The following is a 21,907-nucleotide window of genomic DNA, read 5'->3' as shown; positions in this document are numbered from 1 at the left end:
TAAGGTTTTATTGTTGACGTTTGCAAATATATACTTTTAAAAATGATTATAAAATGACCAGTTTTTCATACTTTTCAGCAACGATATTGGTGGTGTTAGACCGCACACTTAGCTTGTACACATAAACTCCTTTGGCCAGTTTATTCCCAAAATCGTCTAAACCGTTCCATTGAATTTCTCGCGATAAATTACCCGTAGTTTCTACCAATTGATTGAGGGTTTTTACTAATTTTCCTGCCACGGTAAAAACTTGTACCTGAACTTCTAACGGTTCATTGGGCCTATTGTGGTTAAACCAAAACTCCGTGTAATTTACAAACGGGTTGGGGTAGTTTAACACGTTTGTTAGGCTTAAGGTAGCATCGCTAACAACCATAAAGCTTAACGAGGTTTCGGATGAATTATTGTAGGTGTCCCAAGCTTTTATTTTTAAGGTGTGCATCCCTGTGGAAAGATTTCTCAGTTTGTAGCTAACTTCACCTTTAGTAAAATCGTCTAGTTCTGTTTGGTAGAAGTCGTTTAATATAATAGGTTCAGCAGCATTGTCGTCTAAAATGGCCACGATATCGTGGTCTACGGCAGTGATGGAAGTATTGATGCCACTTTGGTCTGCTAGTTTAACAATTAAATTTGGAGAGCTGTTGGTGTTGCCACCATCTACGAAGGATAGGTCGTTGAGAAATGCACTAATTTCCGGGCCAGTATTGTCTTCAGGAGCATTTTCATTAATTCCTCCAACGACAATATCAAAATTAGCGCCTCCTTTATCGGTACTATTATTCGATGCGTACATACTAATTTTACCAGTACCATATGCAATTTTTATGTCTTTAGGAACAATAAATTCAAAGGTAAATTGGCCATTGCTTACCGATGCCTGCCCGCGAAATAATTTACTCTCTTGGGTGTCGAAGGTATTGATAACTCCAAAACCATCGTTATCTAGGGTTTGCTTGTCGATAGATTTATCGAAAATAATGGTCGATAACTTTCCGTTAAAATTGTTTAAAACTGCATTATTAGTATCAGTAACTGTTCCGGAAAAAGAAACTCTCGAAAGTGCTTTAAGCGTATCTATCGATTGGCTAATGTCTACCCCATTCATTTTGGTAATACGAATGTTGGGTTCGGGAATTGCCAAACGCATGGCTGGGTCTCCAAAGAAATAGATAAAGAACTTTTGGGCGCTGCTTGTGGTGTTTTTTGCTTTTACCAAATTTTCAGCGATGCTACTGCTATTATTGTCGAAGGCTAATACGTATTGGCTTAAATTTTTGTTGAATTGTTCACCAGTAGATATAAAAACATCGCGGGTAGTGGTAATCATACTAACCGCTCCTCCGTTTCTATTGAGAAACAAACGCTCTCCTGCAGTTTCTCGCAATGGATTGTCAAATCGTGAAAACTCACAGGTAACCGTGATAAAAAGTGGTAGGGTATTAGGGTTGTTAAAGGCTTCAATTTGTGGGGTCTCTAAATATCGTTCTTCTCCGAGACCATCTTCTCCACCATGGCCAAAATAATTGAACACTAGGGTGCCTGTTTCCACGGCATTATTTAGGGCGGTATTTACCTCCGGGTAGCGTTCTCCTCCAGAAGAATTTTCCTGTTTGTAGGCATCGGCATAAATTTTCCTAACGTTAAAAATTGGTTGGTATTTTTTGATAGAGTCTGCAACACCCTCTAGCCCAGTTTGCAGTGATTTGTCAGAAACGACGTCAATGTCATCTGCAAGCAAGGTAACAGTATTACGCCAATCTCCAAAGGAATTCGTGTCGTAATAGCTAAGTATTTTATCTACTACCTCTTTAGCTTCTAGCGCCGTGGTTACTGGAATTCTCCCTGAAGCGATATTAATTGCGTCCGAGGTTAGCATTTCACCATCCTCATCGTCTAACATTACGAAGTAATCGTCGGTAACATACGAATTTACCAAATCAAAACTTTGTGCCGCATGGTAAGTAGGTACAAGATTATTATTGTCGGTTATACGATCTTTGTAATCGTAAGAGGAGTCGCCAAAAAAACAAACATAGCGCAGTGCTTTATTTCCAGTAGAATTATTGTTCAGGTGTTTGATAAAATCTCGAATTCCGGTTATGTCGGGTACTCCTGAAGCGAATTCATTGTAAATTTGATCTAAAGTTACCACTTGGGTACTGAGGTTCGAATTTTGGCTATGATAGACCGCTAATCGATTGGCTTGGGTAACAAGACTTTGATCGGTAATAATAAGGTATTGAATATCGCTGAGGTTATGTAAGTTCTGATTTTCAATTTTACCAGAATTTACGGCCGTTGGTTGGTAGGTGTCGGAATAATTAACTACGACGAATTCCTCTAAAGTATTCGAGTCTGCTGCAAAGCGAAAATCTCCACCAGAAGTATTGTTTGCTATTTGTTGCGGTTCTATGGCATTTGTTACTCGCCAAACTTGGTCGATGTTGTCTGGGTTTTGAATGCTGTAGCTAACGATTTCTCCCGAATTGATTGCTGTAAAACTTCGAAAACCAAATTGCTTACCAGTGGCTAACAATTGTTTGGTACCTATAATTTCTATGTAATCTAGATAGGCTCTAGCAGAAGGCAAACCATTGTTGTTATAACTAATGGAAACTTCTACATAATCGGAAGCATTGCTGTTAAGCCTACCTTCTCCGATTCTCTGTATCGCTAAGGAACTTATCCCTGAACCAGAGACGGGCGGGAAATTTAAGGTAGTTATGTTCGTTCCGTTGGCAGTAACGCTCATGGTTGAGTTTAAAGAAGATATGGTAACACCACTTACTCGCACTGTTAGGGCACTATTTGCTTCTTGCTTCGGAAAAGGAATGCGAAAGTTTTGTACGTTTTCAAAATTAAAATCTTCGCCAAACCATTTACGTCCTACCGCAAATAGATTAATTGCTTCTTTTTCATAAAAGATATAGTCATTGTAGGTGCTAATGGTGGTTGTGCTTGGTTGTGAAGGGGCTGTGTAGGTATTTATTCTCTTTCCATTGGTATCTCCGATGGTAAGGAAATAATACGCGGTATCACTGTAAATATTTTGTCGATGTGCAACAACCCCGGTAGCTGGGGTAACTTTCCAATCGTGGGGTCCTACTCCGTAAAATAACAGATAGTCTTCGTTGTCAAATCGTCCGTCTTGCTCTCCACTAACATAGATGGCACATTCTTGCAAGTCTTCGGCTCTTGTATCGCTAATTTTTTGCGGTAACATTTTTCCACCGTTCCCGTAGATTTTTATTTTTTTTGGGTCGAGGCCACTGGTATTTACTCCCAATTGCGACAAAAAAGCTTTGTCTATTTTAAAAACTCCGGTTGTATCAATAGAAAATTTATACCAATCACCTTGCGATAAAACTGATTCTGACTGACTTAGTACCACCGAGGCAAAAAGTAAACAAAAAAGACTACTGTATTTTTTTATCATTCCCACAAAATAACGAATTTTAACGCGAGTTATTTTAATCTTTTTCATAGATTCGTAATAATATTTATAAAAATGTTCCGTTAGCTTATACGTAATGACGAATATTTTTGTTTCTGCTGCCTTTTATAATTCATATTTCTTGGTAGAATATTTAAATTATGTAAATTGCAGCACCCTTAAAAACAATTAGACATAGATGAAAAGTACAGTGAAATTATTTAGTTTTTTTACCATTGCGGTATTTTTACTCAGTGCTTGTAGCAGTAAAAATGGAAGCTCAGGAAAGTCATCCCTTACTGGATGGAACTTTAACGATCCTAATTACGGAGGATACTTAAAGGGTGAGTACAAAGCAGGTAAGAATGTTCCCCCAGGAATGATTCACATTGAAGGAGGTACCTTTACTATGGGTTTAGTACAAGACGACGTAATGTTCGACTGGAATACTACCCCAAGACAAATGCACGTTCGTTCGTTCTACATGGATGAAACGGAGGTAACTAACTCGGAATACTTGCTGTTCATGCAGTATACTAAAGATGTATTTCCGCCAGACGAACCACAATTCAAGCATATTTATTCTTCCATTTTACCAGATACGCTAGTATGGCGTAAAGGTTTAGGGAACACCAATCTTTTATCCGAAAGTTATTTACGTCATCCTTCCTACTCGGAATACCCTGTAGTTGGGGTAAGCTGGATCCAGGCCAATAAATACTGTAAGTGGCGAACGAATGCCGTAAACCTTAAAATTTTGATGGATAAAGGGGTTATCAAAAATATTTTCAAAGACGATTCCCTTTCTTTTAAAGGAAAAAATAACTTTGATACCGATGCGTATTTAACCAATCCATACGCCCTTTTTGATGGGGATTCAACTATTTATAAAAAAGGATTACCAGTAGCAAGAACCAAGGGTTCTCCTAAACCAGCCAAAGGCCAATTCACCGGTAGACAAGTTACCTCTACCGATGGTATTCTTTCCCAAAAGTTTAGACTACCTACCGAAGTGGAGTGGGAATATGCAGCAAAGGCAGTTTTTGAAAACAGAGAGTATAACAACATTCGTGGTAGAAAGAAATACGCTTGGAGCAGTAAGTATACTAGAAACAGAGATAAGCGTAACCGAGGCGACCAATTGGCAAACTTTAAACAAGGGAAAGGAAACTATAGTGGTATTGCTGGCTGGAGTAGTGATGGTTCAGATATCCCAAATGCTGTAAGAAGTTATCCACCAAATGCCTTTGGGTTGTACGATATGTCTGGCAACGTGGCGGAATGGGTATCGGATGTGTACCGACCAATCATCGATGCCGAAGCAAACGATTTTAATTATTTTAGAGGAAATATTTTTACTAAAAAGTTAATCAACGAAGACGGAAAAGTAGTTATCGTAGGCGATCAAATTGGAGATATTGAATACGATACCTTAGAAAGTGGTAGAATTATTCCTAAGGATCTACCAGGTAGCGTAAAATACATCCCGGTAACCAAAGAAGATACCTACATGCGTAGAAATTATAACCTAGCAGATAACTCTAGTTTAAACGATGGTGACCAGGCTTCTTCTAAATTGTACGATTTAGACAAAGACCAGTTAATTGGGCAACCACGTATGTACAATTCACCCCAACGTCCGGAGGCAGAAAAGGATTCTTTAGGAAGAACGATCAATGACTATAAATACGATGGGAAACGCCGTACTACCTTAATTAGTGATAATTCTCGTGTGTATAAAGGTGGCTCTTGGGCGGATAGAGAATACTGGTTAGACCCTGCGCAGCGTCGCTATTTTCCGGAGTACATGGCTACCAATTATATTGGTTTTAGATGTGCTACCGATAAGATGGGGCCTATGATGATGAACAAAAGCAAAACAGCTACTCCTCGTTACGTAAACAAGTAGCTCTAAATTTTAAAATATTGGCAAACCTCATTGTTTACAATGAGGTTTCTTATTTTTATACTATGAATATAGAAAAAATATACATTGCTTATCAGGAGCACTATTTGGTAGACACCGACACCCGTTCGATTCGTAAAAACACCATGTTTTTCGCTTTAAGAGGTGTTAATTTTAATGGGAATGTCTTTGCTGCTGAGGCCATTGCTAAAGGTGCTGCTTATGCTGTAGTTGATGAAGAAAAATATGCTACCGCGCCAAATATTTTTCATGTATCCGATGTTTTAGCAACCTTGCAAGCACTCGCGAAACACCATCGAAATGTATTGGGTATTCCTATTGTAGCTTTAACAGGAAGTAACGGAAAAACGACTAGTAAAGAATTAATACATGCCGTTTTAAGGAAAAAGTATGTCGTTGTGGCCACCAAAGGGAACCTTAATAACCATATTGGTGTTCCGTTAACCTTACTATCGATGTGCCCTACCACGGAAATTGCAGTGGTAGAGATGGGGGCAAACCATCCAAAAGAAATTGCTTTTTTATCCGATTTGGTACAGCCCGATTATGGCTATATTACCAACTTTGGAAAAGCACATCTAGAAGGTTTTGGTTCGCTGGAAGGGGTAGTGCGGGCAAAATCAGAACTATACGATTACCTTCGAAAGAACCATAAAATTGCCATTGTCAACCCGGAAGATGCTAAACAAGTTGCCCGTACAAAAGAGATTAATCGTATCTTTTTTAGTTCGGATATTATATACAAAACAGCCAAGCCTTTTGTGCAACTTACATTTAATGACCATTTAATTACGTCTCAACTCATAGGGGGGTATAACTATACAAATATTGCTGCGGCAATTACAATAGGGGTAACTTTTGAAGTTCCAGAGCCTTCGATTTGTTCTGCTATTAGCAACTATGTTCCCACCAACAATCGTTCTCAAATTATAAAGAAAGATTCGTTAACCATAATTTTAGATGCCTATAATGCCAATCCTACCAGTATGCAGCATGCACTAGATAGTTTTGCTGTACAAGAAGCAGCTAATAAATTGGTTATTTTCGGCGATATGTTTGAATTAGGATCGGATAGTGCACAAGAGCATCAAGATCTAGCAGAAAAGATCCTAGCTTACAAGTTGAAGGATTCCATATTGGTAGGAACGCATTTTTCTAAAGTTTCGTCGCCATTACAAAAGTTTCCGAATACAGAGGCACTTATGGTGTATTTAAAAAGTAAGCACTATAGCAATAGGAGTATTCTTATAAAAGGATCTAGAGGGATGGCCTTGGAAAAGTTAGTTTCTTTTTTGTAAGTTTTGGAGTAGTTTTTGATATAGAATAGTTTTTTATATTAATATCTATTAAAATAGTCTTATTTTGAATATTTATATACTTTAAATTTAATTGATATGTTTTTCCTTAAGAAGAAAGAAGTTCCATTAACCGAAATTTTCACCGATAGCTTTGTGGATATACATTCGCATTTGTTGCCAGGTATTGATGATGGTGCTAAAGATATCGAAGACAGCATTGCCCTGATTGCAAAAATGCATTCCTATGGAATCAAGAATTTTATTACTACACCACATGTTCTGGGCGACGTGTACCCAAACTCTTCCAAAATCATTCAAGAAAAGGCAGCTTTGGTTAGATTGGAATTGGAAAAGACAGGCTTTAACGATATCTCTTTTCGTGCTGCAGCAGAATACATGCTAGACGAACAGTTTGTAGCGCGATTAGAAGCAGACGATATTCTTACCCTTTCTGGAAAGTATATCTTGGTAGAAATGTCTTACTTTAATGCACCGTATAATCTGATGGATGTTTTGTTTCAAATCCAGTTAAAAGGATATAAGCCTGTTTTAGCACATCCAGAGCGCTACCATTTTTACCACAACGATTTTAATATGTATTACAAATTAAAAAAAGCAGGCTGTGTATTCCAGTTGAATTTATTATCCTTAACTGAACAATACGGAAAAGGGGTGCAAAAAACTGCGCAAAAGTTACTAAAAAAAAGTTTATACGATTTTGTAGGTACCGACACCCACCACCAAAACCACCTGCGATTATTACCTAAAATAGGAAGTCAAAAAGCGATTCAAATGGTACAGAATTTAGCTGCTAATAATGCTGTTTTTTATAAAACAGAATAATAGTTAAATTTAAATATTAAGCCCAAAAGAGAATTGTTGTTTTCAATTCTATTTTAATAAACTAAAAACGCCATACATTTTGTATGCGTTTGCTATATATTCTAATGAATCTATTTATCTATTGAAAATTCGTTTGTACCATGGCGATGAAGTTTCTTCTTGTATCCCGTAACCATAACCATAACCATAGCCGTAACCATAACCATAACCTCTACTCATATCCGTGTCGTTTAGTACGATGGCGATATTTTTGAGTTTTTGGTCGCGGTATAAGGTTTGCGGAACTACAAGCATGCGTTTGTCTAGGTAGTTGGCACGAACCACATAGAATACCAAATCTGCATATTTAGAAATAAGTAAGGTATCCGTTACCAAGTTTGTTGGTGCGGTATCTACAATTACATAATCGTAATCTCGTGCCAAGGTTTTAAATAGTACCTCTATTTTAGCACTCATTAATAATTCTGCAGGGTTCGGAGGTATTGCCCCCGAGGCTATTATGTCTAAATTCGGAATCTCTGGAATTCCAAACTTTAAGGAGTCTAAAGTTACACTATCGTTGGTTAGGTAGTTCGTTACTCCTTTACGATCGGGTATCTCAAGATACTCCGTGATCTTCGGAGCACGAAGGTCCATACCAATTAATATGGTTTTCTTACCCGATAAACATAACGAAGCTGCCAAGTTTATGGAACTAAAAGACTTTCCTTCTCCACTTGTCGTAGAAGTCACAAATATGGTATTACCTCCCTGATTCGAACTATTATTTAGTAACATAAAGTCCAAGTTCGTTCGTATAAGACGGAAGGCTTCTGCGGCGCTCGAGCGAGCGTTCGCACTAATTACTACTTTTTGTTTTACCTCTGAATGTGGGATATCTCCCAAAAACGGTATAGTCGTATGCTCTTCGATATCTTTTTTGGTATGTACCTTGGTATCCAATAGGTCTCTTAGGTAAATAAAAATAAATGGAAGGATTAAACCTAATAATAATGCCGCCAAGTAAATGATGTTTTTCTTTGGGCTTACTGGTATTTCAGATCCATAAGCAGTATCGATTATTTTCGCATTAGGTACTGCGCTAGCCGTAAGAGAGATGGCGGTTTCTTCTTTCTTCTTTAGTAAATACGAGTATAAACCAGCGATGATTTCTTGTGAACGTGCAATGTCTAAAAAAGCTCTTTCTTGGGTAGGTATGGCAGCTATTTTAGCATTGTAGCGGCCTGCTTCTTTTTGTAAGGTATTTAGGTTAATCTCTAGTAAACGCTCGCGGTTGCTCAAACTACGTTGTAACGAAGACCGAATATTGTCGATATTTTCTTGTACCTCAATGACGACGGTATTTTTTAGCCCTGCACTCTTTAGTAAACGTTTCTTTTGAATTAACAATTGATTGTACTCCGCGATAGATTTGGCAATGTTCGGGTCTTCTAACCCAAGATTGGCCGGAAGTAACTCTTCTTTACTACCAATTTCGTTTTTTAAAGCCTTTACCAAGCTTAATTCTGTAGTAGCTTGAATTACTGCTTGTCTATTGGTTGCGTTGGTTTGCAAGATTAATTCAGCTTCAGAAGAGATATCTGTAATATTATTTTTATTTTTAAAATCTTTTATGTTATCGTCTAGTTTCGCTAGCTCTTTACTAATGGTGGTTAAACGCTCAGCTATAAATTCATTTGTTTTTTCCGACACTAGTCTTTTATCCGATATAGCATCGTTGTTGTATTGTGTTACTAATTCGTTTACTATGTCTTCGGCTTTTTCGATAATGGTGCTTTGCATACTTAGTTTTAAAACACTTGATTTCTTACTAATTGGAGCGACAGATATTGTTACTCTTAAACCGTCAATTAAGGTATTAAAAGGTGTAATACTTACTTTTATTTTTTTGTTTACAGTCTCTTTTGTAAACTTTTCCGTTTTGTAAACTACAAGGCTATCAATAGAAGAATTTTTTGTCACTGCACCAAAAGTCCCAGAACCTACTTGTGAGCCTTCGGCATTGAATATGACAAAAGAATTCCTGTCTTTTGGCTGTATACTAAATTTAATATTTAAATCTTGATTAGATTTTGCAAAAAGAACTTTTATGGGGGAATTTGTATATAGTTCACTCTCTTTTAACCTTCCCTCTTTATAATAGGATGTGTTTAAATTTAAATTGGTTATTACATCTCCTAGTAATTTTCGAGATTTAATTACTTCAATTTCATTTTCGAGATTTTGACCAGATCCTCCAACGATTCCAAGGTCTTCAAAGGCGGCTAACTCCCCGGAGATTCCTCCTTGTTTATCGTCTTTAATTAAGATGGTGCTTGTAACGTTATATTTTGGGGTTGCATAGCGTAAGTAGGTATAGGCACCTAATAATGCTAACAGTACACCAAGTATAAACCATTTCCAATGAAATAGGTATTTTTCTAGTTCTGCTCTGATGTTAATGGTGTCTTGCTCCTGTAAAGGAGCATTTAAATCTTCTCTATTCATAACTATCGGGAAACTATTGCTAAAATGGAAATTATCAAACCAGCGATTGAAATAAATAAACCGGTGTTTTGGTTCGCAGAGGCTGATTGATAGCGAGCCTTGTTGGGTTGTACGTATACCACATCGTTTTGTTGTAAATAATATACCGGAGAGGTAAATAATTGGTTAGAGCGTAGATCAAGTTTATAGCTAGTAATTTGTTTTCCTTCCTCTCTTTTCACCTCGATATAACGGACTCCTGAAATATTTAAATCCCCAGCCAATCCAACAGCCTCTAATACCGTAATACGTTCGTTTGGAATGGTATAGGTTCCAGGATTTTTTACGTCTCCTAAAATGGTTACGGTATAATTGGCAATACGAATATTTATTGTAGGGTTTTTAACATAATCGGGATCTAATTTGGCTTTCAGCATTGCTATGGTTTCTGCACGTGTTAGCCCTGCTATTTTTAGTTTTCCTAATACCGGAAAATCAATATTACCTTCATTATCTACAAGGTAAGATTGCTGCTGTGGCGGTCCTGCTACATTATTCGTTGTTGTAGCAAAGTTAACCGCCGGTAAATTAAAGGGTTTTGTAGCTTCAATGTCTAATGCAGATACTGTAATCTCTAACAAATCATCTGATTTAAAGATAGTCTTGTAACTGTTAGTTACATTGGTTTGGTCTACTTGATCGTATTGAAAGTAAACGATGTCTTTTTTAGCAACACAGGAGGCTAGAATTGTTACTGCTAAAAGCAGGACAATCTTGGTAACTTTTTGCATTTGAAAACTATTTTTTGCGAAAGTACTAAATTAATTTTTTATTGGCGTGTCTAAATTTTCAAAAATGGAATTGTTAGAAATATATTCGGGAACGATATCTTTGAGTAACCTCACTACCATAGCATTATCAGTGGCATCGTTTTGAGTACACAACTCCTCTATCTTTTTACCTATTTTTTCAGGGTTAATCGCTTGTGTAGCAGCAATCATAATCTTTTCATGGTACGTTGCCGTGGTATTCTCGCCATTAGCAAGCAATTCTTCGTATAATTTTTCTCCAGGGCGTAGGCCAGTTATTTTAATGTCGATATCTTCTGGGTAGCGCAAGCCAGAGAGGTGAATCATTCGTTTGGCGATATTATAAATCTTTACCGATTTCCCCATATCAAAAATATAAATTTCCCCGCCATTACCCATGGTTCCGGCTTCTAATACCAATTGGCATGCTTCCGGGATGGTCATAAAATAACGGGTAATATCTTTGTGGGTAACGGTTAACGGTCCTCCATTTTCAATTTGTTTTTTAAACAATGGAATTACCGATCCGTTAGACCCTAAAACATTACCAAAGCGTGTGGTGGTAAATTTAGTAGTATGCTCCTTGTTATTACTCAAACAACTAATATACATTTCGGCGACCCGTTTGGTAGCTCCCATTACATTGGTAGGATTTACGGCTTTATCGGTAGAAACCATCACAAAACGATCTACTTCATGTGCCACGGCCAAATCAGCGATGTTTTTGGTGCCTCCTATATTTATCTTTACTGCTTCATATGGGCTGACCTCCATCAAAGGCACGTGTTTGTAGGCTGCTGCATGGTATACCTTACTAGGCTTATACGTGCTAAAGATGTCTTGCATTCTAGTGAAATCTCGTACATCGGCAACAATAGCGATAAAGTTACTTTTATTTTTATGTACCAATTCTTGTTGCAGGTCGTAGAGTGCAGATTCTGCCTGGTCTACCAAAATAAGCTGCTCGTATTCGTAGTTACTCAACTGTCTTGAGATTTCTGAACCTATGGAACCCGCAGCTCCAGTTACTAAAATCACTTTGTTTTTAACATCTCTATTAATAATAGGATTGTCTATGCGAATTGGTTTTCTATCGAGTAAGTCCTCAATTTTCACTTGTTTAATTTGGTTGGCCTCAAAGTCATTTCCAATCCATTTGGTTAGTGGTGGAACAATTTTGATTTGTACACCAAGTGCTAAAAGTTTATCGGTTAGGTATAGTAATTTTTCAGATTTTAGGTTTTGAATCGAAATAATTATTTCATCAATTTCATGTTTGGCTATAAACTCTCTGGTAATTTTTTCACTGTAGTAAATCTCAATCCTATCAATTTTCTTTCCTACCTTTCTTCGGTCATCGTCCATGAAACCTACTACCTGGTAGTTGTTCTTCGTATCTCGGTTTAAAGCTCCATAAGTAATCATCCCAGAGTCTCCTGCGCCATAAATCAATACATTGATAATCTCATCGATATCGGAAGATATAATTTCATAAAAAGCCTTAAAAACAAAGCGACTAGTTACCAATAGAATAACCGAAATTAAATAGTGGATGATAACAATAGATTTTGGAATGGTAAACCACGAAAATAGTCCAAACGCGCTATTCAGTAATACAAAAACTGCAGTTATTATAGACATTAGAGTAACCCCAACAAATACATTAAAGGCATCTCTTGTACCGGTATGTCGTATGATGCCGCGATACGAACCTACGGTTACAAAACTCACCAAAGCAACAACTCCAATCAATGGAATTTGGTAGAGTAATAACTCAGTTTCAAAGTTCAAACTTGCGTTGAAGCGAACGGTATAAGCTAAAACAAAGGCAAGACATACGAGAAATATATCTACTACCAGAACTACTACGTTGGAGGCGTAGCGATCTATTAGCTTAAAAAGTAAGTTCTTAATCATGATGAATATGCGCTATTAATAGAAATGTACTTATATTTTATGAATTGTACTTTTATACAATTATATCTTCTTCATTTGTTGTTTCATCATTTGCATTTGCTCCTTCAACATGCCGTGCTTGTCTAGTTTTTTTGCTTCTGCCATAAGTGTTGTAGCCTCACGTTTTCTTCTTTTGGTCATTGCAATTCCAGCCAATTGTAATTTTGCCATAGCCAAATCGTGATCCATCGACAACCCTAGTTTCACCGCTTTTTTTAAGAATTTTTCTGCTTGTGTAATGTTGGTTTGTGATAGCATGATGCCTTGCAGGTAGTTGTAGTATCCTTCTTGCTTTTTAGTTAAGGCAGTGCTTGGGTTTTTGATGTACCCCAACCATTTTTTGGCTCCATCGAAGTTTTGCTTGCGAAGTTGTAAAAATGCTAATAATATAAATTCGTTTTTAAAGTAGAATAATACGAAAATCCCTGCAAGCAGCAGTATGGAAATTCCGTTCATGATGTGACCTTGGCTAAATTCATACACCGACCATGCAGCTGTAAGTACTGCTAAAACTAATTTTATATTCTTATTAAACATACCGTTATATTCTTTTTTTGCGCGACAAAAGTACAGTTTTTGTGCCTAAAATCTTATTTCTTTTGAAGTTTTTGGTTTTTAAACCTTGCCAAAAGCGTTAACACAAAAATAAATGCAATAAAAATATAGGCTTCTTTTGGTGTAACGGCTTGGTCACCACTCGCGTAGGAATGTAAACCTGAAAGGTAAAAGTTAACGCCAAAATAGGTCATCATAATCGATAAATAGGAAATAGCAGAGGCGACGTTAAACGCCAATGGTCCTCGTAAACCTGGTATTAGTCGCATGTGCAAAACAAAGGCGTATACCATAACAGAAATGAGTGCCCACGTTTCTTTAGGATCCCAACCCCAGTAACGACCCCAGCTTTCATTGGCCCACATACCACCTAAAAAGGTTCCTATGGTAAGCAGAACAAGCCCAACCGTTAAGGTCATTTCGTTAATAATGGTAAGCTCTTTTATGTAGAGGGTCATTTTCTTTTTGTTCTTTTTGGTAGTAAACAACATCAAAAACAGCACAAAAACACCCAAAATCATTCCTAGAGAAAAGGGCCCGTAACTAGCTACGATAATAGATACGTGTACTTTTAGCCACCAAGAGTTTAATACTGGTACTAGATTAGCTATTTCCGGGTCCAGCCAGTTTTGGCTTGCAAAAAATAACGTTATAGCGGTAATAAAGGTTGCCGCGGCAATGGTAAGCGTAGAGTTTTTTCCTAAGATCAAACCAAAAAGCATAGTAGCCCAAGCCACAAATAAGATAGACTCGTAGGCGTTACTCCATGGTGGGATACCACTGATATACCATCTTGCTGCCAAGCCCAGAGTTTGTAATACAAAAAAGGCAATAATTAACCCTATGAGTGCTTTCATGACTAATACCGGCCACTTCTTTGCATTGAAAATAGAGATTACAAAGAAAATAATCAAAACGACACTAGTGAGCCCAAAGTATTTAATCAGTTTTCCGAAAACATTAAAATTGTTATAGGCAATTTCTGCCTTAATCTTATCGGTAGAAGGTATTACGGCACTACCGTATTTAGTTTGAAATTTTTTAATACCATTTAGTATCTTATCCGTTTCGGTATAATCGTTTGATTGTTTCGAATCTTGCAACATACGCAGGTATACAGGGAGCGATTGTCGCACAAAAACAGAGTCTGTACCGGTAAAATTTGCTTGCGCGGTTTCTGGTTGCGATACCCATTTGTTGTTTTCGTCTCCGGGTATTGGATAGATGCGAAGAATACCACCACCCAAAGCTTTTGATAACAACCAAACACGCTGTTCAATTTTTATGATATCGGTTTCAAATTTATTTTGAATGCGTTTTTTTTGTGCCTCCTGTACTAAATTTCCAATTTTAGAGGTTTGGTTTTCATCGTAAAAATCGATGAATCTTGCGTATTTGGCATCCTCTGGTAATTCTAAAATTTCTCTAATTTGGGTGTTTCCTTTTTCTAAATATATAAAAGGAACGTTAAGCCAAAACATTGGGTTTTCTGTAATCGATAACAATACTTGGCTCGCATCCATTCCTTTAAAGGTATCGGTATGTGCTACTTTTCGCACTAGTTCTGAAGCAAACGTGTGGGCCGGTTTCATTCTTCCTCCTTCGTCTTGAATAACTAGTGTACTAAATAAGTCTGCATGCGCTTTAGCTACTTTATTAGCAACTAAAATAGAATCTATTTGAGTTTCGGTTATTCTGCTTGGAGCATGCGAACTATGTGACTCTTGTCCGTAACTTACTAAAGAGAATAGTAGGAGGCAAATACTCAAAGAAGCTTTTTTCTTTCGTAATTTATCTAAGGATTTTTTAAGCGCATCAAAACGAGTTCCTTTGGCAAAAAGACCAATCGTCATTGCAGTAAATAGAAGTATATACCCTATATAGGTAATCCAAGTGCCCCAAAAATCGTGGTTTACTGACAAGTGCGTTTGTTCTTTGCCGTTTTCAATTTTGTAGCTAGATTGGAATAATTTATAGCCTCTGTAGTCTAAGATATTGTTCATAAATATTCTAAAATCAAAGGTTTCTTTTGGATCAATGACGGTTATTTCACTCGCATAGGCAGAGGCATTTTCCGAACCTGGATATTTCTCTAGTTGAAAGTCGTTTAATTTAACCTGAAATGGCGTTTCTAATTTTTTAGCACCATACCAAGCTCTAAAGTTTAAATCGCCAATGCTAAAACTTTGCTGGTTATCTACGTTAAATTGTCCTCCAAGGAATTCTACTCTTTCCGTAGCACCATCTGCAGTGATGTCAAAAATTACCGTATCGTATTTTTTATCGTCTTTTTTTCCTCGAACCGTTCTTACCGCTCCTTTTTCAGGGGTTTTTGGAACTACAAATTGAAGACCTCCGATATTGTGTAGGGTTAATAATTGTAAATGTTGTACACTGTCTTTAACGATAGCTCCTCTTTTTTGATCTGCCATGCGTAGCCAATCCCCATCGTTCTGTGACGATAATTTTAAGGCATCTCCTTCGTAAAAGAAGTTAACAGAAGCATTGCGATTCGGCGCATCAAAACCTACTAAAATATTGTGGATATTTTCTATGGTTCCTCTTTTGATATAGTGCTCGTGTCTTGTTCCTCCAGAACTTTCTACTAAAAATAAGTGTTCTACGCCATTTTCGTCTGGTACTAATTTTTGTTCCGACCAGGGGATGTAATCCACGAGGTTGAATTCTACTTGATGTGGTTTACTATTGGGGTTGGGTTGGAATTTTTCTGAAAAAGAAACAGTGTTGTCTCCCCATGCAGAAAGCAATAATTTATTGGCGGTAACCTTTTGAAATTGATTGTCGTCTATGGTTACGTTAAGGTAATTTGTATCGGAGAAAAAAGTATTGGTAGTTTCTCCTTCGTCTATAATCATGATTCCCTCATAACTTATATATCTGGTAATTCCGGCACCAATCAATACCAATAAAAAAGCCAAATGGAATACTAATACAGACCATTTTTCTCTTTTGTACAAGCGATATCGAAAAATATTTCCAAAGAAATTGATAACGAAAAACACCATAATTAATTCAAACCACCAAGAATTGTAAACGAGGGCTTTAGAGGTTTGCGTACCAAAGTCGTTTTCAATAAAGGTTGCAATACCCATGGCTAAAGCAAATAAAAAAAACAATACTGCGGTAAGTCTGGTAGAATAAAGGAAGTCTAAGATTTTCTTCATGTGAAAATGCGATATGTATAAAACACCGCAAATTTACGTATTATTCACAGACTTTTTCTTAGGTTAGTTAGCTTTTTTTTTGTGTAGAATCATTAAAAATAGAGTAATTTACCTATAGCTACTGCTATAACAAATAGATTCTTAAAGTATTGTTAAATTTTGATTAAAAAGAATTCAGTAGTATTCTGATTGCTAGGTTTTAACTACCAATTTTTTCCCCCATTTGCACAAAAGTTTCAATTTTGTTTTTCGTGTTGGCAATAATGTCTGGGGCAATGGTAAATTTTTCACGATCTACTAGTAATACCACACTAGAACCACCAAAGGCAAAATACCCCATTTCGGCGCCTTTTTCCACAGCCTGGTTTGGCGTATAGGTTTCTATTATACTGCCAACCATGGTTGCTCCAACTGGTGCGATAAGTATGTCTCCTTTATTTTGTGTTTTTAAAAGGCAATATTCTCTTTTATTTCCACAGAATACCTCTGTGAAATGCGACGCTAATGCATACGGGGAAACCGATAAATACGAACCGTCAATCTTTTGAATTGGCGATGGCGTTCCCGAATACGGAAAATGATAGCGATGGTAATCGTTTGGTGCTAGTCTTAAAATTATCAGCGAAGTATTAGCGTAAGCTTTGGCTAGTTTTTTATCGGCTAAAAAAGCTTCTAGGGTGAAGTCTTGTCCTTTGACAAAGAATTTTTCGAGATCTTTAATATTCTCGAAAGCAAGCATTTTACCATCTCCAGGAGAAACTAATCCTTCTTCAATTGTGCGAGCATTCGGTTTTAGTTTGCGATAGAAAAAATCGTTGAACGAAATAAAATCTTCCAGTGATTTTTCCGACTCTTCCATGTTGATTTGGAGCTCTTTCACAAAACTAGGTATCTTAGAAACAGAGTTGGGTTTATCCATAAGCCTTCCGTAGTATTCGGATAAAAACTTTCGTTTTACCAATGGTAATAACGCCATTTTACCAAACGGATTATGGTATAGCAATTTTAGAAATCCTTCCCCAGGAGGAGTTTCGGATTGTTTTATACCTTTTTTTCTATGGATGAATTCTATTTTCATAGCGTTTACATTATTCAGCGATACTTTCAATTAATATGGTAAGCATGTCAATGGCTGCTTGGGCTATTTTAGTTCCCGGGCCAAAGACGCCAACCGCTCCTTGTTCGAATAAAAATTCGTAGTCTTGCGCGGGTATTACACCACCAACAATAACCATAATATCCTCTCTACCGTATTTTTTCAAGGCAGAAATTACTTGCGGCACTAAAGTTTTGTGTCCTGCTGCTAAGGAAGAAATTCCTAAAATGTGTACATCGTTTTCAACGGCTTGTTTCGTAGCCTCTTGTGGCGTTTGAAAAAGAGGGCCTATGTCTACGTCAAAGCCAAGGTCGGCGTAACCTGTCGCTACTACCTTCGCACCTCTGTCGTGCCCATCTTGTCCTAGCTTAGCAATCATTATTCTAGGACGTCTTCCTTCTAGCTCTGCGAAGGTATCTGCTAGTTTGGATGCCTTTTGAAACAAGGCGTCATTTTTTATTTCTTTACTATACACTCCTGATATTGTTTTGTGAACCGCTTTATGTCTTCCGAATTCACTCTCCAAAGCATCCGAGATTTCTCCAAGAGTGGCTCGGTTTCTTGCAGCTTTTACGGCCAAGTCTAGTAAATTGCCGTTACCGGTTTTTGCACAATCGGTTAAGGCATGTAGTGAAGCTGCTACCTTGTTGGCATCTCTTTTTGCCTTCACATCTTGTAAGCGGTCTATTTGTGACTGTCTTACTGCTTCGTTGTCTACCTCTAAGATATGTAAAGGATCTTCTTCTTGTAATTGGTATTCGTTTACTCCCACAATGATGTCCTGTCCACTGTCTATTTTAGCCTGTTTCTTCGCTGCAGCTTCTTCAATCCTCATTTTAGGAATACCTTTTTCGATAGCTTTTGTCATACCCCCTAATTCTTCCACCTCTTCCATCAGTTTCCAAGCTTTGTCGGCGATTTCTTGGGTTAATTCTTCCACGTGGTAACTTCCTGCCCAAGGGTCTACGGTTTTCGTGATATGGGTTTCTTGCTGTAGATAAATTTGTGTATTTCTAGCAATTCTTGCTGAAAAATCGGTTGGTAATGCAATTGCTTCATCCAATGCATTGGTATGCAAACTTTGTGTTCCTCCAAAAGCAGCAGCCATAGCTTCTACAGCAGTTCTAGCCACATTGTTAAATGGATCTTGCTCTGTTAAGCTCCAACCACTAGTTTGGCAGTGGGTTCGCAACGCCAAAGACTTTTGATTTTTGGGATTAAATTGGGAAACTATTTTAGCCCAAAGCATTCTTCCAGCTCGCATTTTTGCAATTTCCGTAAAGTGATTCATTCCTATGGCCCAGAAAAAAGAAAGGCGAGGAGCAAAACTATCAATATCCATACCTGCTTCAATTCCTTTACGGATGTATTCTAAACCATCTGCTAAGGTGTATGCTAACTCAATTTCTGGTGTGGCACCGGCCTCTTGCATATGATAGCCAGAGATGGAAATTGAGTTAAATTTAGGCATGTTTTTACTGGTGTATTTAAAAATATCCGCAATTATTTTCATCGACGGAGTAGGAGGGTATATATAGGTATTGCGAACCATAAACTCCTTAAGAATATCATTTTGTATCGTACCTGAGAGTAATTCTGGTGCAACCCCTTGTTCTTCTGCTGCAATGATATAGAATGCCAAAATAGGTAATACAGCCCCATTCATCGTCATGGACACCGACATTTTATCGAGTGGTATCTGATCGAACAAAACCTTCATATCCTCAACAGAATCTATTGCAACACCTGCTTTTCCAACATCTCCTTGTACTCGCTCATGATCCGAATCGTAGCCTCTATGTGTGGCCAAATCAAAAGCTACAGACAAGCCCTTCTGTCCTGCCGCTAAATTTCTGCGATAAAAAGCATTGCTCTCCTCAGCGGTTGAAAACCCAGCATATTGGCGTATCGTCCAAGGTCTTCGCACGTACATGGTAGAATACGGGCCCCGCAGGTTAGGTGCTATTCCGGCAACAAAATCTTCATGCGGAAAATTTTGTTTGTTTTCGGTTGTATTTGTTGCTATCTTTATGTTGGATATGTCTTTTCTATTCATTGTCGAGTCGTTCTTGTTCTAGGCTTTCTGCTAACCTTTTCTGAATAATCGGTCTAAGAAGTGTTTTTTCGTTACGCATTGTTAGGAAAGGAGACACTTGGATGTCATTTTTCATGCGATCTTTCTCATTTTGAATACTATTGGTACCTAATAAAATGAGTTCTCCTTTATCAAACTGTTCTTGTTCTTTTTTTGCGGCCTCATCAATCTTACGTTGTAGGGTTCCTTCTTTTAGTTGGTTGAGAAAACCACCTCCATTTTCAATTTGTTTGAATATTTCTAAGGCTTTATTTGCGATTTGTTTCGTAATTGCCTCGATATAGTAGGCACCATCTGCTGTGTGCTGTGCTTGCGAAAGTTCGGCTTCTTTTTGAAGGATTAACAATTGGTTTCTTGCGATACGCTCTCCAAATTCGTTGGGTTCATGAAATAATCTGTCGTACGGTACATTGGCAACCGTATCACAACCACCGATAACTGCACTCATGCATTCTGAAGTAGTTCGAAGCATGTTTACATTGTAATCGTATAAGGTTTTATTTCTAAGACTAGGGGTTACAAATAAATGCAGCGCAGGCTGGTTTTGTATATTGTACTCTTCTAAAAGTGCTTCCCAAAGTAATCGGATGGCTCTTAACTTAGCGATTTCAAAAAAGTAATTACTACCAACCGCCAAAGTGATGTGGATGTTATTAGCGCAATCTTTCCCCAGATGGTTAAGGTATTCGTTTGCATGAGCTAAGGTGTAGGCCAATTGTTGTGGAATGTTGGCACCGGCATTTTGGTACAAAGCGCCGTTAACGCAAATGCTATTCGGATGCAGTTTGTTAAGACTTTGAATACTTGCAAAATCGGATTGCAGGTTGTTAAACCAGTTCCCTGTTTTTGCTAAATTCCCAACAACATCTATATTAAAGTAGAAGTTTTTGCTTGGTAAGAGTACCAATAACTCCTTCATGAAATCTTCAGAAAAGAACTGGAAGCGAAAATAAACCGCTGTTTCTTGTAAACCAGCTGTTAAGATCTCGGGATTGAATTTTTTAGATACGACAAACTCTATGCTATTAGCACCTCTTTGCAGCGCGTCTACTGCCAAACGATTTGCTTCGGCTTCTTGCTCCACAGGAATAGATTGACAAATTGAAAAGCCTTTCCTTGGGAGCTTGATTTTGTGTTTGGTTCTATCTCCTTTGGTGTAGAAGGGCTTCACGGTAATGCCAGAATTTGATTTCCACAAAAGGGTATCGTTATAGTCTGCTCCTTTGAGGTCTACTTGAATTTTAGCTTTCCATGCTTGCGCAGTTACTTTTTGAAATTCGTTAAATAAAAAATCATTCATTATTTTCTAATCGTATCAAATTCGATAATATATATGTCTTCGTTTTTCTTCTTCATCAGGTATTTTTCTCGAGCGTATCTCTCTATCGCCACACTATCCTCTAGGCTCTGAATTGTTTTCTTGTCTTCGGCAATTTTTTTCTCGTGAAAGTCAATCCAAGTTTCCAACTCTTCTACTTCCTTGTTGTATTCTCTATGAATCAGGTAGGAGTTTCCATCAAGAAACAACATCCAAACTACAAAAACGCATATAATGATGACGTATTTGTTGGTGAGTACTTTAACGAGAGGCTTATGTAATAACGATTTAAAATTCATCTTAGAGTCGATCGTTAATTACTGTCCTTACAACATCTATGGCTACTTTATTATGTCCTCCGCCAGGGATAATGATATCGGCAAAGTTTTTCGTAGGCTCTATAAATTGTTCGTGCATGGGTTTTAGCGTATCTTGGTATCGATCTAATACTTCATTGATGTCTCTCCCTCTTTCTTTAATATCTCTCCGAACTCTTCGGATGAGTCTTTCATCCGCATCTGCATGCACAAAGACCTTTATGTCGCACAACTCTCGTAATTCTTTACTGTTAAAAATTAAGATTCCTTCAATAATGATAACTTTCCTTGGGTGTGTTTTTAAAGTGTCTTTCGTTCTGTTGTGGGCTACAAAAGAATAGATAGGTTGCTCGATGATTTTTCCTTTTTTTAGCGTTTCTAAATGTGAAACTAATAGCTCAAAATCAATAGCTCTCGGATGATCAAAATTTATTTTTGTTCGTTCTTCGTAGGTTAAATTATCCGTTTTTCGATAATAAGAATCTTGCGATATAACACAAATCTCTTCCGAAGGAAGTTCATTAATTATTTGATTTACAACGGTTGTTTTCCCACTTCCAGTACCACCGGCAATACCGATTACAAAAATATTTTTCATTATACGTTATA

The 21,907-nt window shown here is 37.5% G+C and carries 14 protein-coding genes; 3 read left to right on the top strand and 11 right to left on the bottom strand.

What is annotated here, in order from left to right; translation table 11 throughout:
- Positions 1-46: 46 nt before the first annotated feature.
- Positions 47-3,484, bottom strand: coding sequence for a type IX secretion system sortase PorU (gene porU / locus BSU00_RS08740; protein ID WP_233188675.1), 3,438 nt, complete (start codon positions 3,482-3,484; stop codon positions 47-49).
- Positions 3,485-3,632: 148 nt separating this feature from the next.
- On the opposite strand from porU, the gene gldJ reads away from it, so the two are divergent.
- The 3 genes from gldJ to BSU00_RS08725 all read left to right on the top strand — a co-directional run bounded on the left by gldJ (position 3,633) and on the right by BSU00_RS08725 (position 7,501).
- Positions 3,633-5,342, top strand: a complete 1,710-nt coding sequence (gene gldJ, locus BSU00_RS08735; RefSeq protein WP_105004033.1) for a gliding motility lipoprotein GldJ — start codon at positions 3,633-3,635, stop codon at positions 5,340-5,342.
- A gap of 62 nt (positions 5,343-5,404) precedes the next feature.
- A complete protein-coding gene (murF, locus tag BSU00_RS08730; protein WP_105004032.1) occupies positions 5,405-6,658 on the top strand; it encodes a UDP-N-acetylmuramoyl-tripeptide--D-alanyl-D-alanine ligase in 1,254 nt (417 codons plus the stop codon).
- Between the two features lie 96 nt (positions 6,659-6,754).
- Complete coding sequence (locus BSU00_RS08725) at positions 6,755-7,501, top strand: tyrosine-protein phosphatase (RefSeq protein WP_105004031.1); 747 nt, start codon at positions 6,755-6,757, stop codon at positions 7,499-7,501.
- 114 nt (positions 7,502-7,615) lie between these two features.
- Here the strand turns inward: BSU00_RS08725 and BSU00_RS08720 are convergent, their stop codons facing one another.
- From BSU00_RS08720 to udk, 10 genes are all read right to left on the bottom strand, one after another.
- Complete coding sequence (locus BSU00_RS08720) at positions 7,616-9,988, bottom strand: tyrosine-protein kinase (RefSeq protein WP_105004030.1); 2,373 nt, start codon at positions 9,986-9,988, stop codon at positions 7,616-7,618.
- 2 nt (positions 9,989-9,990) lie between these two features.
- Positions 9,991-10,758 carry a polysaccharide biosynthesis/export family protein gene (locus BSU00_RS08715; protein ID WP_105004029.1) on the bottom strand — a complete coding sequence of 256 codons (768 nt, stop codon included), beginning with the start codon at positions 10,756-10,758 and terminating at the stop codon, positions 9,991-9,993.
- A gap of 30 nt (positions 10,759-10,788) precedes the next feature.
- A complete protein-coding gene (locus BSU00_RS08710) occupies positions 10,789-12,693 on the bottom strand; it encodes a nucleoside-diphosphate sugar epimerase/dehydratase (protein ID WP_105004028.1) in 1,905 nt (634 codons plus the stop codon).
- A 60-nt stretch (positions 12,694-12,753) separates the two neighbouring features.
- Positions 12,754-13,269: a hypothetical protein gene (locus tag BSU00_RS08705; RefSeq protein WP_105004027.1), complete on the bottom strand. Its 516-nt coding sequence runs from the start codon at positions 13,267-13,269 to the stop codon at positions 12,754-12,756.
- A gap of 53 nt (positions 13,270-13,322) precedes the next feature.
- The gene (gene ccsA / locus BSU00_RS08700; protein ID WP_105004026.1) at positions 13,323-16,472 is read right to left on the bottom strand and encodes a cytochrome c biogenesis protein CcsA; all 3,150 of its coding nucleotides are present in this window, start codon (positions 16,470-16,472) and stop codon (positions 13,323-13,325) included.
- A 199-nt stretch (positions 16,473-16,671) separates the two neighbouring features.
- Positions 16,672-17,550, bottom strand: a complete 879-nt coding sequence (gene asd / locus BSU00_RS08695; RefSeq protein WP_105004226.1) for an archaetidylserine decarboxylase — start codon at positions 17,548-17,550, stop codon at positions 16,672-16,674.
- Positions 17,551-17,560: 10 nt separating this feature from the next.
- Positions 17,561-19,624: a methylmalonyl-CoA mutase gene (gene scpA / locus BSU00_RS08690; protein ID WP_105004025.1), complete on the bottom strand. Its 2,064-nt coding sequence runs from the start codon at positions 19,622-19,624 to the stop codon at positions 17,561-17,563.
- The gene (locus BSU00_RS08685) at positions 19,617-20,963 is read right to left on the bottom strand and encodes a methylmalonyl-CoA mutase subunit beta (protein ID WP_105004024.1); all 1,347 of its coding nucleotides are present in this window, start codon (positions 20,961-20,963) and stop codon (positions 19,617-19,619) included. The genes scpA and BSU00_RS08685 overlap by 8 nt, the downstream gene beginning before the upstream one ends.
- Positions 20,963-21,280 carry a septum formation initiator family protein gene (locus tag BSU00_RS08680; RefSeq protein WP_105004023.1) on the bottom strand — a complete coding sequence of 106 codons (318 nt, stop codon included), beginning with the start codon at positions 21,278-21,280 and terminating at the stop codon, positions 20,963-20,965. The genes BSU00_RS08685 and BSU00_RS08680 overlap by 1 nt, the downstream gene beginning before the upstream one ends.
- Position 21,281: 1 nt before the next feature.
- On the bottom strand, positions 21,282-21,887 hold the full coding sequence (gene udk, locus BSU00_RS08675) for a uridine kinase (RefSeq protein ID WP_105004225.1): 606 nt from the start codon (positions 21,885-21,887) through the stop codon (positions 21,282-21,284).
- Between the last annotated feature and the right edge of the window lie 20 nt (positions 21,888-21,907).

It is taken from the genome of Tenacibaculum sp. SG-28 (genome assembly GCF_002954385.1).
In the GTDB taxonomy this organism is placed as follows: Bacteria; Bacteroidota; Bacteroidia; order Flavobacteriales; family Flavobacteriaceae; genus Polaribacter.
Note: the sequence above shows the minus strand (reverse complement) of the source record. Positions and strands in the feature narration are given on the sequence as shown.

Bases quoted from the DNA above. Each gene is read 5' to 3' on its own strand.
- BSU00_RS08685 (WP_105004024.1), bottom strand. From the start codon at position 20,963: ATGAATGATTTTTTATTTAACGAATTTCAAAAAGTAACTGCGCAAGCA.
- BSU00_RS08710 (WP_105004028.1), bottom strand. From the start codon at position 12,693: ATGATTAAGAACTTACTTTTTAAGCTAATAGATCGCTACGCCTCCAAC.
- porU (WP_233188675.1), bottom strand. From the start codon at position 3,484: ATGAAAAAGATTAAAATAACTCGCGTTAAAATTCGTTATTTTGTGGGA.
- gldJ (WP_105004033.1), top strand. From the start codon at position 3,633: ATGAAAAGTACAGTGAAATTATTTAGTTTTTTTACCATTGCGGTATTT.
- BSU00_RS08720 (WP_105004030.1), bottom strand. From the start codon at position 9,988: ATGAATAGAGAAGATTTAAATGCTCCTTTACAGGAGCAAGACACCATT.
- BSU00_RS08725 (WP_105004031.1), top strand. From the start codon at position 6,755: ATGTTTTTCCTTAAGAAGAAAGAAGTTCCATTAACCGAAATTTTCACC.
- BSU00_RS08705 (WP_105004027.1), bottom strand. From the start codon at position 13,269: ATGTTTAATAAGAATATAAAATTAGTTTTAGCAGTACTTACAGCTGCA.
- ccsA (WP_105004026.1), bottom strand. From the start codon at position 16,472: ATGAAGAAAATCTTAGACTTCCTTTATTCTACCAGACTTACCGCAGTA.
- BSU00_RS08715 (WP_105004029.1), bottom strand. From the start codon at position 10,758: ATGCAAAAAGTTACCAAGATTGTCCTGCTTTTAGCAGTAACAATTCTA.
- murF (WP_105004032.1), top strand. From the start codon at position 5,405: ATGAATATAGAAAAAATATACATTGCTTATCAGGAGCACTATTTGGTA.
- BSU00_RS08680 (WP_105004023.1), bottom strand. From the start codon at position 21,280: ATGAATTTTAAATCGTTATTACATAAGCCTCTCGTTAAAGTACTCACC.
- asd (WP_105004226.1), bottom strand. From the start codon at position 17,550: ATGAAAATAGAATTCATCCATAGAAAAAAAGGTATAAAACAATCCGAA.
- scpA (WP_105004025.1), bottom strand. From the start codon at position 19,624: ATGAATAGAAAAGACATATCCAACATAAAGATAGCAACAAATACAACC.